This is a genomic window from Thioalkalivibrio versutus (assembly GCF_001020955.1).
Classification (GTDB): domain Bacteria; phylum Pseudomonadota; class Gammaproteobacteria; order Ectothiorhodospirales; family Ectothiorhodospiraceae; genus Thioalkalivibrio; species Thioalkalivibrio versutus.
This window is the reverse complement of record NZ_CP011367.1, coordinates 2,431,008-2,446,108: the sequence shown is the minus strand read 5'-3', so window position 1 is coordinate 2,446,108 and position 15,101 is coordinate 2,431,008. Positions and strand designations below refer to the sequence as shown.

16 protein-coding genes are annotated in these 15,101 nt (G+C 66.9%); 7 read left to right on the top strand and 9 right to left on the bottom strand.

Features of this window, described 5'->3' with window-relative positions:
- Positions 1-26: 26 nt before the first annotated feature.
- Positions 27-1,685 (top strand): BCCT family transporter, encoded by a 1,659-nt coding sequence (locus tag TVD_RS11280; protein WP_018952106.1) that lies wholly within the window; start codon positions 27-29, stop codon positions 1,683-1,685.
- Between the two features lie 318 nt (positions 1,686-2,003).
- Complete coding sequence (locus tag TVD_RS11275; protein ID WP_018168090.1) at positions 2,004-2,288, top strand: hypothetical protein; 285 nt, start codon at positions 2,004-2,006, stop codon at positions 2,286-2,288.
- Between the two features lie 75 nt (positions 2,289-2,363).
- Here TVD_RS11275 and TVD_RS11270 read toward each other — a convergent pair whose 3' ends face one another.
- From TVD_RS11270 to TVD_RS11245, 6 genes are all read right to left on the bottom strand, one after another.
- Positions 2,364-2,942 carry a TM2 domain-containing protein gene (locus tag TVD_RS11270; RefSeq protein WP_047251625.1) on the bottom strand — a complete coding sequence of 193 codons (579 nt, stop codon included), beginning with the start codon at positions 2,940-2,942 and terminating at the stop codon, positions 2,364-2,366.
- Between the two features lie 99 nt (positions 2,943-3,041).
- On the bottom strand, positions 3,042-4,034 hold the full coding sequence (locus tag TVD_RS11265; protein WP_052772680.1) for an NAD(P)H-dependent glycerol-3-phosphate dehydrogenase: 993 nt from the start codon (positions 4,032-4,034) through the stop codon (positions 3,042-3,044).
- A gap of 299 nt (positions 4,035-4,333) precedes the next feature.
- Positions 4,334-4,861 carry a protein-export chaperone SecB gene (gene secB / locus TVD_RS11260; protein ID WP_018938372.1) on the bottom strand — a complete coding sequence of 176 codons (528 nt, stop codon included), beginning with the start codon at positions 4,859-4,861 and terminating at the stop codon, positions 4,334-4,336.
- A 111-nt stretch (positions 4,862-4,972) separates the two neighbouring features.
- Positions 4,973-5,263: a glutaredoxin 3 gene (gene grxC / locus TVD_RS11255; protein ID WP_018938373.1), complete on the bottom strand. Its 291-nt coding sequence runs from the start codon at positions 5,261-5,263 to the stop codon at positions 4,973-4,975.
- On the bottom strand, positions 5,263-5,691 hold the full coding sequence (locus tag TVD_RS11250; protein WP_018144124.1) for a rhodanese-like domain-containing protein: 429 nt from the start codon (positions 5,689-5,691) through the stop codon (positions 5,263-5,265). Before TVD_RS11250 ends, grxC begins: the two co-directional genes overlap by 1 nt.
- Before the next feature lie 28 nt (positions 5,692-5,719).
- Positions 5,720-6,055 carry an ArsR/SmtB family transcription factor gene (locus TVD_RS11245; protein ID WP_026182005.1) on the bottom strand — a complete coding sequence of 112 codons (336 nt, stop codon included), beginning with the start codon at positions 6,053-6,055 and terminating at the stop codon, positions 5,720-5,722.
- A 74-nt stretch (positions 6,056-6,129) separates the two neighbouring features.
- Here TVD_RS11245 and TVD_RS11240 point away from each other — a divergent pair, with 74 nt between their 5' ends.
- From TVD_RS11240 to TVD_RS11230, 3 genes are all read left to right on the top strand, one after another.
- On the top strand, positions 6,130-7,311 hold the full coding sequence (locus TVD_RS11240) for a murein hydrolase activator EnvC family protein (RefSeq protein WP_047251623.1): 1,182 nt from the start codon (positions 6,130-6,132) through the stop codon (positions 7,309-7,311).
- 126 nt (positions 7,312-7,437) lie between these two features.
- A complete protein-coding gene (locus TVD_RS11235; RefSeq protein ID WP_018168096.1) occupies positions 7,438-8,712 on the top strand; it encodes a S41 family peptidase in 1,275 nt (424 codons plus the stop codon).
- A gap of 22 nt (positions 8,713-8,734) precedes the next feature.
- Positions 8,735-9,277: a DJ-1 family glyoxalase III gene (locus TVD_RS11230; RefSeq protein ID WP_018175801.1), complete on the top strand. Its 543-nt coding sequence runs from the start codon at positions 8,735-8,737 to the stop codon at positions 9,275-9,277.
- 313 nt (positions 9,278-9,590) lie between these two features.
- On the opposite strand, the gene recG is transcribed toward TVD_RS11230, so the two are convergent.
- Both recG and TVD_RS11220 read right to left on the bottom strand, forming a co-directional pair.
- Positions 9,591-11,654 (bottom strand): ATP-dependent DNA helicase RecG, encoded by a 2,064-nt coding sequence (gene recG, locus TVD_RS11225; RefSeq protein ID WP_018168098.1) that lies wholly within the window; start codon positions 11,652-11,654, stop codon positions 9,591-9,593.
- 22 nt (positions 11,655-11,676) lie between these two features.
- Entirely contained in the window at positions 11,677-12,066 is a 390-nt protein-coding gene (locus TVD_RS11220) for a RidA family protein (RefSeq protein ID WP_018168099.1), read from the bottom strand.
- A 170-nt stretch (positions 12,067-12,236) separates the two neighbouring features.
- Between TVD_RS11220 and TVD_RS11215 the strand changes: the two genes are divergently transcribed.
- Positions 12,237-12,704 (top strand): CopD family protein, encoded by a 468-nt coding sequence (locus TVD_RS11215; RefSeq protein ID WP_018144117.1) that lies wholly within the window; start codon positions 12,237-12,239, stop codon positions 12,702-12,704.
- An 8-nt stretch (positions 12,705-12,712) separates the two neighbouring features.
- Here TVD_RS11215 and TVD_RS11210 read toward each other — a convergent pair whose 3' ends face one another.
- Positions 12,713-13,210, bottom strand: coding sequence for a DUF3293 domain-containing protein (locus TVD_RS11210; RefSeq protein ID WP_047251622.1), 498 nt, complete (start codon positions 13,208-13,210; stop codon positions 12,713-12,715).
- A 153-nt stretch (positions 13,211-13,363) separates the two neighbouring features.
- Between TVD_RS11210 and TVD_RS11205 the strand changes: the two genes are divergently transcribed.
- A complete protein-coding gene (locus tag TVD_RS11205; protein WP_018168101.1) occupies positions 13,364-15,094 on the top strand; it encodes a diguanylate cyclase domain-containing protein in 1,731 nt (576 codons plus the stop codon).
- Positions 15,095-15,101 lie beyond the last annotated feature (7 nt).

Here is a 15,101-nt window from a genome sequence, read left to right as displayed (position 1 = left end):
CCATCGCGCAAGCGAAAGGACGCGAGATGTACAACGTTGCCACCCGCGGCCCGTTCAAGGGGCTGAACCCGCGTGTTGCGCCGCTGGCGCTGATGCTTGTGGTGATCATCGCCCTGCTGGGGGTTTATCGAACCGAGCAGCTGGGCGCAGTGGTGGGGGATGCGCGCGCCTTCGTGACGCCGCTGCTGGAGTGGTACTACGTGGTGATCATGGCCTTCTTCCTGGTCATGGTGATCTGGCTCGGGGTGGGGCGCTACAAGAACGTGCGCCTGGGGCGCGACGACGAGGTCCCGGAGTTCACCACGCTGTCCTGGCTGTCGATGCTGTTCGCCGCCGGCATGGGCGTCGGCCTGCTGTTCTGGGCGGTGGCCGAGCCGCTGTCGCATTACGGCGGCAACCCGTTTCTGGCCGAGAACGGCAACCAGGCGGCCGCCGCCGACATGTCGATGGTGCTGACGTATTTCCACTGGGGGCTGAATGCCTGGGGTGTGTTCGCGCTGCTGGCACTGATCCTGGCCTATTTCAGCTTCCGCAAGGGCCAGCCGCTGGCGCTGCGCTCGGCCCTGCACCCGCTGATCGGCAAGTACAGTCATACCTGGCCGGGCGATCTGGTGGATCTGCTCGCCATCGTGGCCACGGTCTTCGGGATCGCAACGACTCTGGGGCTGGGTATCCAGCAGCTGGAGGCCGGGTTGGCGCATACCGTGGGCCTCTCGCTGGAAGGGGATCGCGGTCTCCTGCTGCTGACGGCGCTGCTGACGGTGACCGCGATCGTGTCGGTGGTGGCCGGGATGCAGGCCGGGGTGCAGCGGGTCAGCCAGGCCAACCTGTGGCTTAGTGTCGCTCTGCTTGGACTCCTGCTGGTATGGGGTCCAACCCAGTACTTGCTGGCCTTGGTGGTGCAGTCCAGTGGTAGTTACATGCAGAACCTGCTGGGGCTGTCGCTGTACACCCATGCTCACCACCTGGACGAGTGGCACTCCGACTGGACGGTCTTCTACTGGGGCTGGTGGCTGGCCTGGGCGCCGTTCGTCGGGCTGTTCATCGCGCGCATCTCGCGCGGGCGCACGCTGCGCGAGTTCGTGATGGGTGTGCTGCTGGTGCCGACCCTGATCACCTTCTTCTGGCTCGCACTGCTGGGCGGTACGGCCCTGCACGCCGAGGTCGAGGGCATCGCGAACATTGCCGATCAGGTGGCGGAGGACCTGACCATGGCGACCTTCGCCACCATGGAGACCCTGGAACCCTGGTTGATCGCGAAGAGCGGGGCCGTCCTGATTACGGTGCTGATCGCGACCTACCTGCTGACCTCGGCCAATGCCGGCATCGTGGTCATCAACACCCTGCTGGCCCATGGGTCCACCGAACACCGGGCGATTCACCTGATCCTGTGGGGCGCGATGATCGGTCTGGTGACCGGCGTGCTACTGCTGGCCGGCGGGCTGGAGGTCCTGCAGAATGCAGTCATCCTGGCCGCGCTGCCGTTCTCGCTGGTGATGCTGATGATGGTGGTGGGCCTGATGCGCGCCCTGGAAGACGAGCGCTATGCCCCACGCCCGGGCGAGCATACGGTCGCCCCCAGCGAGCCATGGACCATTCCGCCGGATCGCGTCCACGAGGACTTTGACATGGACGACGATGCCCCCGAGGCCCGTGACGAAGACGACGACCCTCGTCGCTCCTGACGGTCCCAGTTTTCCACCACGAAGCACACGAAGAAGGTCAAAAGCCTTTGCACCACAGAAGGCACGGAGGAAAGAAAGGAACGCGGTAACGCCTGGGTGGCGAAGGCGCCGTTCGATTCGCCTTGCCCTTCAACCCTGATTTTCTCCGTGCCCTCTGTGGTTCAAATCGCTCTTGAACTTACCTTCTTCGAGCCTTCGCGCGCTTCGTGTTGAACACACCAGGGAGGGAAAGGCCCGCGCATCTTGCGTTCACTTTCGGGGTGGCGGGGCTTGCCGTAGCCTGTGCGCAACGATTTCACGAACCGCGAGAGGAACCCCATGAGCGATACCCTGCAGTTGTCCGGCGAGTTGATTCAGAAGGTCCAGGATCTGCTGACCGAGGTGGACCCGAAGGCGCAGCAACCCATCGTGGCCGTGCAGTACCTGAGCGCGATCACCGGGTTCATGGTCGCGCAGATGCCGGAGTCGGTGAACGAGCGCAAGGAGTACCTCAAGCAGCTCTCCGAATTTACCGAGTCGGTGTTCGTGGACGTCGAGAGCCGCAAGCAGACCGCCCCGCCGCCGCAGGATGCCAGTGGCGTGTGGCGCCCCGGCGAGAACTGAGCGCCACGGGCCATGCCGTCGGGCGTGGCCGCAACCGGGGGCGGCGCAACCTCGGTGATCTTGTGAAGGCGGCGGTCAGTTGTTCCCGTCGCCTTTGTTTTTGTCCTTGCGCATCTGGCGCAGCATGGCTTCCTGTTCGTTGAAGCTGGGCATGCGGCGCTTGCCGCCGGCGTCGCGGGCCGGGTCGTTGCGACCGGCTAGGCCTGATTGCCCGGGCTTTTCGGCTTCCTTGATCTGCTGGTATTCGTCCAGTTCGCGGCGGGCGTCTTCGTCGCTGGTGTAGCGGCCACGGTAGTCCTGCGGTGGCTTGTGGCCCTTGCGCAGGAAGAGCTGCTTGCGTAGCTCCTTGTTGTAGTCGGTCACTCGGCGGTCAATCCACCACAGGTCCACCAGCGCCCATGACACGCCAATAATCAGCGGTAGCAACCACCAGGCGGCGGGGCCAAATCCGGCGAGGGCCAGGGTGGCCGCACTGAGTGCCAGGAAGCCGGTGCCGCCCAGCGGCTCGTGCAGGTAGAAGCGATGCAGCCCGAGCGGGAACAGGATCCACGCAGCGTAGGCCGCAGGGCGGGTGCGCATCTCGCGAGCGAGGCGGGCGTTGACCGCCTGCAGGCCGCCACCTTCCAGGTCCAGTTCCTTCCAGGCCTTGCTCATGCGGTTCTCCGTTGCGTTCGCGTGTGAGGGCCACGGTAGTCCGACCGGAGCGTACGGGCGATTGTGCGGGTGTCGCGCGGGGCTTTTGCAGACGCGGCTTCAGTCCTCTTCGCGGGTGGCGTCGCGTTCCAGCAGCCGGCGCACAGTGTCGTGCACCGGGCGGCCCTGATAGAGCACCGCGTGCACCTCGGCGCAGATCGGCATGTCCACTTCCAGTGCCTTCGCCCGCGCCACAGCGACCCGGGCGGTCTCTACGCCCTCCACCGACTGTCCCACCCGCGCGCGGGCGGTGTCGAGATCCAGGCCTTCGCCCAGCATCCGGCCCAGACGCCGGTTGCGCGACTGGTTGTCGGTGCAGGTGAGGATCATGTCCCCCAGTCCGGAGAGGCCGGTGAGGGTGGTCGGACGGGCGCCGACCGCCGCGCCGAAGCGCTGGATCTCGGCCAGCCCGCGGGTCATCAGTGCGGCGCGCGCATTGGCCCCGAACCCGGCGCCGTCGGCAATACCGGTGGCCACCGCGAGCACGTTCTTCAGCGCGCCGCCCAGTTCCACGCCGATCACGTCCGTATTGCGGTACAGGCGCAGCGAGCGCCCGTGCAGGGCCGTAACCAGGCAGTCCATGTGGCCCTCGTCGCTGGAGGCCACGGACAGCGCGGTCGGCTGCTCCTGCGCCACCTCGGCGGCGAAGGAGGGCCCGGAGATCAGAGCGGGCGGGCGCTCGGGCCCCAGTTCCTGTTCGGCAATCTCGTGCAGCCAGGCCCCGGTTGCCGTCTCCAGGCCCTTGGTGGCCCAGGCGACCACCTGGTCGTGTGCGAGGCGCGGGGCGATCCAGCGCAGGGTTTCGCGGAAGGCGCCGGAGGGGACTGCGATCAGGACCAGGTCGCGGCCCTCGATGGTCGCCGGGTCGGCGCTGACGCGCAGGTTGTCCGGGAGGCGCAGGCCGGGAAGGTAGCGGGCGTTCTCGCGCTCGCGTTCCAGTTGTCCGGCCGTGGCGTCGTTGCGCACCCACAGGGCGACGTCGGCATGCAGACGGGCCGCATGCACCGCCAGCGCCGTGCCCCAGCAGCCGCCTCCGAGGACCGCGATACGCATCCTAGGGAAACACTGATTCATGTACACGCTCGCGCTCGAGCCGCTTTTGCGTGCGAACAAGGCGCGGTGACTGCGGTGCAGTCATTCTGCACAAGGGAGCCGCAACGCCGTTCCCACGCAAAAGCGGCCGAGCCCCTGCTTTCAATAATTTGTGGGGTTGGTACCCCAGGTTCCCCGATCCTGCGTTGCGCCGCTTGCGGGTAGAACCACTACCCGCTACACGACGCGCCTTGTCTCGGAAAACCTGGGGTACCAACGCGAGTGTGTACATGAATCAGTGTTTCCCTCGGCGCCTCGCGTCAGGCCTGTTGCGTGGGCTCGGCCTGTTCCCCGCCGGCCTGTTGCTTCTGTTCCTGCAGGTGCTGGGCATACAGCGACTCGAAGTTGACCGGTTGTAGCAGGAGCTGCGGGAAGCCGCCCTTCAGTACCAGGTCGGCCACCGTTTCGCGGGCGAACGGGAACAGCACGTTGGGGCAGTAGGCACCCAGCAGGTGGTTGCGCTGATCCTCGGCAAAATTGCGCAGGATGAACACGCCGGCCTGCTTGATTTCGACCAGATAGGCGGTCTTGCCGTCGGATTCGGTGGTCACGGTCAGGCCCAGTTCCACCTCGAAGGCGCCGGCGGCCTCGTCGATCGGACGTGCGTTGGTGTTCAGCTGGATGTTGGTCTCGCCCTTCCACTCGCGCATGAATACCTCGGGGGATTCCGGCGCCTCGAAGGACAGGTCCTTGATGAAGACCTTCTGGATGGAGAAGTCGGGCCGGTCACTCTGTTCGGCCTGGGCCGCGCCGTTGCCGCTCTTCGGGGAATTCTTCTCTTCAGCCATGATGTTGTCTCGCAGTCGTCTGGAATCGGGGCATTGTAAGGGGGATGAGCGGTGTTTTTCGGGGTCGCCGGGGCGATCCTGTTTGCCGCCCGTTGCCGGCGGCGGCGCGTGTTATCCGGAGGCGTTGTCGGTCGGGGCTTCGAGGCCGGCCTCGCTGGCCAGGCGCGCCAGTTGGCCGTTACTGTCCATCGCCTGCAGTTCGTCGAAGCCGCCGATGTGTGTGTCGCCGAGAAAGATCTGCGGGACCGAGCTGCGGCCGGCGGCGCGCTGTTCCATCTCCGCGCGCAGACCGGGTTCGCGGTCGACGGCGTACTCCGCGAACGGGTAGCCACGCTGATTGAGCAGGCGCCGCGCGAGCAGGCAGAATGGACAGCGCCCGCTGGAGTAGACCTCGAACTGCATTACTTCTTCTTGATGGGCATGTTGGCCGATTGCCAGGCCTGGATGCCGCCCTGCAGGTTGACTACGTCCTCGAACCCGGCCGCGGTCAGTTGCTGCGCGGCGCTGGCGGAGCGGTTGCCGCTGCGGCAGTACACCACTACCGGCTTGTCCTTGTATTTCTCGATGTCGCCCATGCGCTTTTTCAGGCTGCCGAGCGGGATATGCTTGGCGCCGCCGATGCGCCCGGAGGCGACTTCGTTGTCCTCGCGCACGTCCAGTACCAGGGCGTCGTCCTGGTTGATCACGCGCACCGCCTCGACCGGCGAGAGCGAGCGATACTTGCGGTTCAGGCGTCGCAGTTCGACGAACAGGATCATCCCGATCACCGCCAGCAGGGCGCCGGTCAGGATGGGGTGGTTGGCGAGAAATTCGGGCAGGCGTTCAAGCATTCGGGAGACCGGATCGGAGGGGTGGGTGTCAGGAACTGCAGAAAACGTCCTGCATCATACCGATCAGGCGCAGGGTCCGGGAGTCCCCCACCCGGTAGTAGACCCGGTTGGCGTCCTTGCGCGTGGCGAGGATGCCCTTGTCGCGCAGGATGCCGAGATGCTGCGAGATGTTGCTCTGCGACGTCCCGACCTGATCGACGATTTCCTGTACGCTGATTTCGCGATCGCCGAGAATGCAGAGGATCTTCAGACGCAGCGGGTGGGACATGGCCTTGAGCGAGCGCGAGGCCCGCTCGATGTCTTCGTCCTGGGACATCAAACCGTCTTCGACGTACATTTCGTCTTCAACCGTTTCGTTGCTCACGGCATGCCTCTCTTGCTCGCGAGGGAAGGCCCTCGCAACTGGGTCAGAATATAAGAACCTAAACGTACCCCGATATGCGAATTTGCGCAATCTTGAGTCATCCAAGCGGTTCACGCGCCCTTTTGTGGTGCGGTGTGTTGCTCTGTTTTCTGTGGCCGGTCGGCGCCGTGGCGCTGGAACCGGAGGCGGAGCTGCGCGAGACGCGCGAGGCCATCCAGGACCTGGAGCGTAGCCAGGAAGAGCGTTACGCGGCCCTGCAGCAGCTGGAAGGGCTGCTTGCGGAGGCCGCTCGCGGGACCGAGGCCTCGCGCCAGGAGCTGCGCGAGCTGGCGCGGGCGCGTTCGCGTCAGGAGGCGGTGGTCGCCGACCAGGAGGACCGTGTGGACGAGGCCCGGGAGCGGCTGGAGGCAGAACGCCGCGCCGCGGCCCGCCTGGTGCGCGATCAGTGGCAGGGCGAACGCCATCCCGGACGGAGCGACGGTCAGTCTGCGGAGCACCGCCATCAGGCCGCGTTTGCCGCGCGCATCCGCGAGGCGCGCGAGCAGGCCCTGGTCGTGTTGCGCGACCGTATCGAGGCGCTGGAGACGGCGCGCGAGAACCTCGCGCGGGAGCGGGCGGTGCTGGCAGAACGGGAAGAGCAGGCCCGCGCGGCGGTCGCGGATCTGGAACGCGAGGAGGCGCACCAGCGCCAGGCGATGGCGGAGCTGGAGGCGGTGATCGAGGACGAGTCGCTGGAACTGGAGCGCCTGGCGCGCAATGCCGAGACCCTGGAGGCGGTGATCGAGGAGGTCGAGGCTCGCAGCGCGGCGCGTGCCGCGGCACCCCGCGAGTTTACCCCCGAACGGCCGGACGTGGCCTTCGTGGAATTGGAGGGCGAGCTCCCGCGTCCGGCCGAAGGCCGCGTGATCCGCAGTTTCAACGAGTCCCGTGGTAGCCGCCTGCGCTCGCGCTGGCGTGGCGCGGTGCTGGCGGTCGATAACGGCACGGCGGTACGCGCGGTGCACTACGGCCAGGTGGTCTACGCCGACTGGATGCAGGGCTACGGCTTCCTGGTGATCGTCGATCATGGGGAGCGCTATCTGACGCTCTACTCCAATGTAGAGGAGATCCTGGTTGCAGAAGGCGAGACCGTGGGTGCTGGCGAGCAACTGGCCGTGGCGGGCGAGGGCAGCGAGGCGATTGCGCCCGGGCTTTACTTCGAGATCCGTCACAACGGCGGACCATTGAACCCCGAGAGCTGGTGGCCCTCTCAGTAGAGGGAAAAAGATGGAATGCGCCCATGCCCCGGCAAAAGGCCGATCGGTGGCGTGCATTCAGGCAGCCGTCACATTGCGGGTGCTACCATCTTCACACAAATCACCTCAAGTGAACGAGGAAAGGTAATGAGCAAGTCTTGTCGCACCGGATACTCCCTGATCGTCGGACTGGTTGTCGGGGTCATGTTGAGTGTCTCGGTGGCGGTCTACGCCGACCGCGACAATGGCGCGCAATCCGCTTTGCCAGTAGAAGATTTGCAGCGCTTCACTGACGTATACATGCGCATCAAGCGCAATTACGTCACCGAGGTCGAAGACAAGGATCTCCTGGACAATGCGATCCAGGGGATGCTGTCCGGCCTTGACCAGCATTCGGCCTATCTGGACGAACAGGACTTCGAGGACATGCAGGTCGGGACCTCCGGCGAGTTTGGCGGTCTGGGCATCGAGGTTGGCATGGAAGACGGCTTCGTCAAGGTCATCGCGCCGATCGATGACACCCCGGCCAGCCGTGCCGGGGTCGAGGCCGGTGACCTGATCATTCGCCTGGATGGCGAGTCGGTGAAGGGTATGTCCCTGTCCGACGCGGTCGCCAAGATGCGCGGCGAGAAAGGCTCGGACATCACCCTGACCATCCTGCGCGATGGCGAGGACCGCCCGAAAGAAATCACCATCACCCGCGACGTGATCCAGGTGCAGAGCGTGCGCTCCGAGATCCTGGAGGACGGCTTCGGCTACGTACGCATCAGCAATTTCCAGCAGCGCACGGCACGCGACTTGGTGCGGGCGATCGAAGACCTGCAGGAACAGGGCGAGCTGCAGGGGCTCGTGCTGGATCTGCGCAACAACCCCGGTGGCATTCTGACGGGCGCTGTGGGCGTCTCGGACGCCTTCCTCGAAGAAGGCCTGATCGTCTACACCGAAGGTCGGCTGGAGGATTCGCAGTTCCGCTACCAGGCCTCGCCGGGGGATGTTCTCAAGGGCGCGCCGATGGTCGTCCTCGTCAATCGCGGATCGGCCTCCGCCTCCGAGATCGTGGCGGGTGCGTTGCAGGACCACCGGCGGGCCGTGGTTATGGGTCAGAACACCTTCGGCAAGGGTTCGGTGCAAACCATCCTGCCGCTGACCCAGAACACCGGGATCAAGCTGACCACCGCGCGTTACTTCACGCCTGATGGCCGTGCCATCAACGAGGACGGGATTGACCCGGACATCCGCCTGCAGCAGCTCGTGGTGCAGCGCTCCGACAGCGAAAATGGCGGTGCCCGCATGGGCCGTGACGGCCTGCCGGAATCTGTGGATGCGGACGAAGACAATGGCGAGACGTTGGCCGAGCGCGATTACGGTATGAACGAGGCGCTGAATCTCCTGAAGGGCCTGAACTTCTACAACCGCCGCTGAGCGCGGTGGACAGGGAGGATTGATGCCGAACGTACTGGTGCCCCTGGCCGCCGGGGCCGAGGAACTGGAGGCGGTCACGATCATCGACCTGCTGCGCCGGGCGCAATTCGAGGTCACCGTGGCCGGGCTGGAGCCGGGGCCGGTGACCTGCTCGCGGGGCACGGTGATCCAGCCGGATACCACGGTTGATCAGGTGCTGGATCAGTCCTTTGACCTGATCGTCCTGCCGGGTGGCCTGCCCGGCGCCAATCACCTGCGCGACGACGCCCGGGTGCAGGGTTTGCTGCGGGCGCAGGCCGAACGCGATGGCCACTTGGCCGCGATCTGTGCCGGGCCCAAGGCGCTGGCCGAGGCCGGGCTGCTGGAGGGGCGCACCGTGACGGCCTTCACCGGCGCGCTGGACGAGGCGGGGATCCCGTCCACTGGCGCCCCGGTGGAGATCGACGGGCGCCTGATCACCGGCCGTGGCCCGGGTGCCGCGATGGACTTCGCCCTGACCCTGATCGAACAGCTCGCCGGCCGCGAGGCCCGCGACGCCGTCGAGGGCCCGCTGCTAAGGCCCTGATGGTCTTAGCCACGAAGCGTACGAAGACCCGAAGGAAGACACGAAGAGGGTAGGATGTGTTGAGCGCAGCGAAACGCATCGGGGCCCGGATCATTCCGTGAGGCCGATGCGATTCGCTGCGCTCATCCTCACCCTGCCCGCTGCAAAACGATCGTGGCCTTTCTGATACGCCTCAAAAGGCCCGATGGAGGTCGTCAACACCCGCTGTTTCGTGCGCGATAGCGCGTCGTCCCCGGACGGGGCGCCAACTCTGTGGTGGAAGCTTTTGACCTTCCTCGTGCGCTTCGTGGTGGATTCGCCCTTCGTTCTTGAGCTATCCCACGGTCGCGTAGCGGGTGGCGGTGCCCAGCCAGCGTTCGATCAGGGCGGCGGCGCGCGCCGGGTCCTTCTCGATGCGTGCGGCAAGGGTGGTGGCCTCGTCGAGCAGGTCCTGGTCGCGTGACCAGTCGGCGACGCGGAAGCTGCGATCGCCAGTCTGGCGCGTGCCCAGCAGTTCGCCCGGACCGCGCAGCTTGAGATCCACCTCCGCAATCTCGAAGCCGTCGTCGGTGCGGCGCATCGCCTCGAGGCGCTCGCGGGCGGTATCGCCCAGTGGCGGACGGTAAAGCAGCACGCAGGCCGAGGCGGCACTGCCGCGCCCGACCCGGCCGCGGAGCTGGTGCAGCTGCGACAGCCCCATGCGTTCGGCATTCTCGATGATCATCAGGCTGGCGTTGGGGACGTCGACGCCGACCTCGATCACGGTAGTCGCCACCAGCAGGTCGATCGCGCCCGCGCGGAAGCGCTCCATCACCGCATCGCGCTCGGGTCCCTTCATGCGTCCGTGGGCCAGTCCGATGGTCAGCTCCGGCAACGCCTCGCGCAGGCGTTCGGCGGTGGCCTCGGCCGATTCCGCCTCCAGTTGTTCCGATTCCTCCACCAGCGGGCAGACCCAGTAGGCCTGGGTGCCGGAGCCGCAGGCGGCGCGGATGCGTTCGATGACCTCGTCACGGCGCTCGTGGCTGATCAGCGCGGTGCGTACCGGGGTGCGCCCAGGCGGGCGTTCGTCGATGACCGAACTGGCCAGTTCCGCGTACAGGGCCATGGCCAGCGTGCGCGGGATCGGGGTGGCGGTCATGATCAGCTGATGCGGCATCCGGCCGTTGCCCTTGTCGCGCAGGGCCATGCGCTGGTGCACGCCGAAGCGGTGCTGTTCGTCGATGATTGCGAGCCCCAGATGATGAAACCGCACCTCCTCCTGGAACAGGGCGTGGGTCCCGATTGCGACCTGGCGCTGCCCGCTGGCCAGTTCCGCGAGCAGCTGGCCGCGTTCGCTGGCCGTCTGGCGCCCGCCCAGCCAGGCGATCGCGACGCCCAGTGGTTCCATCCACTGGGCAAGATTGCGCCCGTGCTGGCGGGCGAGCAGTTCGGTCGGGGCCATGAACGCCACCTGATAGCCGGCCTCTACCGCCGCCAGCGCGGCCGCGACCGCGACCAGGGTCTTGCCGGAGCCGACATCGCCCTGGACCAGACGGTTCATCGGCTGCGGGCGCGCGAGGTCGGCCAGGATCTCTGCGGTAACACGCTCCTGTGCGCCGGTGGGTTCGAAGGGGAGCTGCCCGCGCAGTTGTTGCCACAGCGCCCCCGGGGGCTGGATGACCGGGGCGCTGCGTGTGTCCGCGGGCATCCGGCTCTGCTGCATGCGCGCGAGTTGGTGGGCGCAGAGCTCTTCCAAGGCCAGCCGTGTGCGCGCCGGGCTGCGGTTCTCCGGGGTGTCCAGGGCGGCCAGTGCGTCGGCCTGCGCCGGTGGGTGATGGAGCTGCTCGAGGGCGCTATGCAGGCCAGGCAGGCCCTGCCGGGGCAGTTCCGGAAGCAGGTCGGGCAGGGCCTGCATCCCCGGCAGGGCGTGCGCGACCAGCTGGCGCAGCAGCTTTTGCGACACGCCCTCGGTGGTCGGGTAGATCGGGGTCAGGTGCGACTCCATCGCCGGCGGGCTATCGCCCACGGTCTGGATCTCCGGGTGCACGCACTCCAGTGCGCCGGGCATGCCGCGGGGCTCGCCGAAGGCGCGGATGCACGTGCCGGGGCTCAGGCGGCGCTGCTGGTTGGCCCCGAAGTGAAAGAACCGCAGCAGGACCTGGGCCTGGCCGTCGGCCAGGGTGACCACCAGCATGCGCCGGCGGCGGTGGACCACCTCGGAGTGGGTGACGTGCCCCTCGAACAGTGCAGCCAGCCCCGGACGCAGCGCGGCAATCGGCGTCAGGCGCGTGCGATCCTCGAAGCGCAGGGGCAGATGGAACAGCAGGTCCCCGGCCTGCTCCAGACCCAGACGCTCCAGTCGTTCCGCCACCGCCGGGCCGACACCCTTCAGCGCGGTCAGCGGGACCTGCAGCTCCACCGGTTGGGTTCGCGCAGCGCGATCAGTCGCGCGGGCACCAGGCGATGGCGTCCATTTCCACCTGGGCGCCCTTGGGCAGGGCGGCCACGCCGATCGCGGCACGTGCCGGGTAGGGCTCGTTGAAGACTTCGCTCATGATCTTGTTCACAAGCGGGAAGTGAGCCAGGTCGATCAGGAAGATGTTCAGTTTGGCGATATCGGCGGTGCTGGCTCCCGCCGCCTCCAGGACAGCCTGGAGGTTGGCGAACACCTGGCGGATCTGGTCCTCGATGCCGCCGTCGACCAGTTCCATGGTGGCCGGGTCCAGCGGGATCTGGCCGGACAGGTACAGGGTGTCGCCGGTACGCACGGCCTGCGAGTAGGGGCCGATGGCGGCCGGGGCGTTTTCGGTCTGGATGATCTCGCGCGACATGTGGACTCCTTGTACTGCCGGGTTGAATCTTGATAGGGCCGCGATTGCTGCATGCGGACCCGCCATTCTACTGATCAATCCGCCCGCGTGTGCGGTTGGGGGGCTCGGCAGCCGTGCACGCGGACGGCTACACTGCGGGCCACATCCGTAACGACAAAAGGAAGCAGGCAATGACGGGATACGCACTGGCAAACGTGCTGCATGTACTGGCCGTGGTGATCTGGGTGGGCGGTATGTTCTTCGCCTACATGTTCCTGCGCCCGGTGGCCGGGCAGCAGCTCGAGGGGCCGGCGCGGCTGAAGCTCTGGGAGGGTGTGTTCGCGCGCTTCTTCCCCTGGGTCTGGGCCTCGGTCCTGGTGATCCTGGTGACCGGCTTCTACCTGATCTTCGGGGTGTTCGGCGGCATGGGTGATGTGCATCCCAGCGTGCACACCATGCTGCTGCTGGGCCTGATCATGATGGCGATCTTCGCCCATGTGTTCTTCGCCCCTTATCGGCGCATGCGCAAGGCCATTGCGGCAAACGATACCGAGGAAGGACTGCGCCGGCTGGGGCAGATCCGCATCCTGGTCGGGATCAACACCGTCATCGGTCTGGTGACGATCGTGGTCGCTTCCGGCGGTCGCCTGCCGCTGTAGGAGGCACGCTACCTTTCTAGCCCCGGGTGCCATACCAGCCGGGGCCGAGCCGGCGGTTCCAGCAGCACGGCTGCGTTCTGGCCGAAGGCCTCCAGCCAGCGCGCCAGCAGGTCGTCGGGCAGGTCCGCGATGGCCAGGCCCGGTTCGTCCGGCCACTGGCCGCGCGGGTCGCGATTGCGGGCAGGCCATGCGCGCAGGCCGTGCTCGGCCACGGTCTGCTCCAGCCGGCGCTGGCGTTGGATGTTTTCACCCTCGGTGCTCGGGCGGCTGCCCGGGTTGCAGGCGGTGAACAGGACCAGGCGCTGCATGTCCCGCTCGGCCATCCAGGTCGTGACATCCTCCGCGGGCTGGTCGATGTACAGAACTCGGCTGCTGCCCTCGATCTCCAGGCAGTAGGCGGCGCTTAGGTAGGCCTTCTCCAGTGTCGCCAGCTGCGCTACGGGAGCGGACGACTCCGCGTGTGCGGCAGACATCCGGTCGCCGTATTTGCTTGTATTGGTGGACATCTCGCGGCACCCTCCCCGCCTGGATCGTGCGGATGTGGTCGATCAAACAGGGGGAGCGGGATGCGCGTCAAGGATGCGACAGCGGTTTGTGGTGCCTCGTCGGGTGCGGGTGCGTCCATGGACCGGCCCGTCCCCGGCTGGGATTGAGACGCGATGGCCCCGCGTCCCTTCGTTCCCGGGCTGACCGGCGCCTTTGTCGTGGTGCTGCTGCTGGTCGCGGTGGTCGCCGTCGCCAGCTGGCTTCGGGTGCAGCAGCTGCAGTACGACGTCCAGGCCCTTACCGAGGAGTACGTGCAGAAGGTGGACCGCGTGCATCGTATGCGCAGCCTCGTGCGCGAGCGCATGCTGCGCGCCTCGCTCGTGATCAGTGCAGAGGACCCGGCCCTGCAGGATCGCTACCAGCGGGAGTTTCGCGAGCTGGCCGAGCGCTTCCTGGACGCCCGCGAGGGTGCGGAATTACTGGCTCGGACCCCTCGCGACGCTGCGCTGCTGGCCGAACTGCGTGCGCTGACCGCGACCGGTGCCCCGATCCTGTCCGAGCTCCTCGACATTGCCCTGGCGGGTGGGCGCAACGAGGCGCTGGCGATCCTGTATGCGGACGCGATGCCGGTGCAGGAGGATGTGCTGGAGCAGATGGAGGCCATCCTCGCGGCCTTCGAACGTGATAACGAGGAGGCGGTGGCGGCCATGGCGCAGCGCCATGAACAGGCGCAGCAGGTGATGCTGGTGGCCACCGTCCTGACCATGCTGATGATTGTGCTGATGTGGGTGCGGGTGCGCCGGAGGATCTGGCGTGATCACGCCGCCTTGCACAAGGAACTGGAGGGGCGCCAGCAGATCGAGGCGCGCCTGCGCGAGACGCAGGCCGGGCTGGAGGCGGCGGTGGCCCGGCGAACCGCGGCCCTGCAGGAGACTACCGAGCGCCTGGAAGAGGCCCAGCGGATTGCCGGGGCCGGTTACTGGGACTGGGATATTCGTGGTCTGCGGATGAACTGGTCCACGCATGTCTTCGATCTGTTCGGGCTCGACCCGCAAACCGATACCGCGGGATTCGAGGCCTACATGCGAGCCATCCATCCCGACGACCGTACGCGGGTGCGCCGCGCTACCAACGAGGCGCTGGATCACGAGGCCTATTACCGGGTGGATCACCGGGTGGTGCGCGCGGACGGCGGGCTGCGCCATGTGCGGGTCGAGGGCGAAATCGATCGGGACGCCCAAGGCCGCGCCGTGCAGGTCCTCGGGATGGTCCGTGACATCACCCGCGACAAGGCCTCCGAGGAGCGCCTGTGGCACCAGGCCCATCATGACTCCCTGACCGGCCTGCCCAATCGCAGTCTGCTGCAGGAGCATATTCAGCAGGCCCTGCGCCGGGCCCAGCGCGCCGGCACCGGCCTGGCCCTGGTGGTCTGCGATCTCGACGGCTTCAAACCCATCAACGATCGCCTGGGACACGATGCCGGCGACGTGATGCTCGTGACCGTGGCGCGGCGTCTGCGCGAGGGCGTGCGCGAGAGCGACGTGGTGGCCCGCGTGGGCGGCGACGAATTCGTGCTGCTGCTGGAGAATGTGCGTGATCCGGATGCGGTGACGGGGGTCGGACTCAAGCTGATCGAACGCTTCGAGGAGCCGGTGGAGGTGAATCGCGAGTCGGTTCGCGTCGGGCTCAGCATGGGGGCGGTGCTCTACCCCGAGGACGGGGACGATGTGGAGGCGTTGCTGCAGCGCGCCGACCGCGCGATGTACGTGGCAAAGGAGGAAGGCGGCAGCCGGATCGTGCTGTACCGGGAATGCCCCGGAGAGGAGCGCCGGCAAACGGATCTGTCCCTGCGCCGGCGCGGCGCGCTGGGTTGCGGGCTGGAAGACCCGGCCGCTCGCGACTGAATCGGCC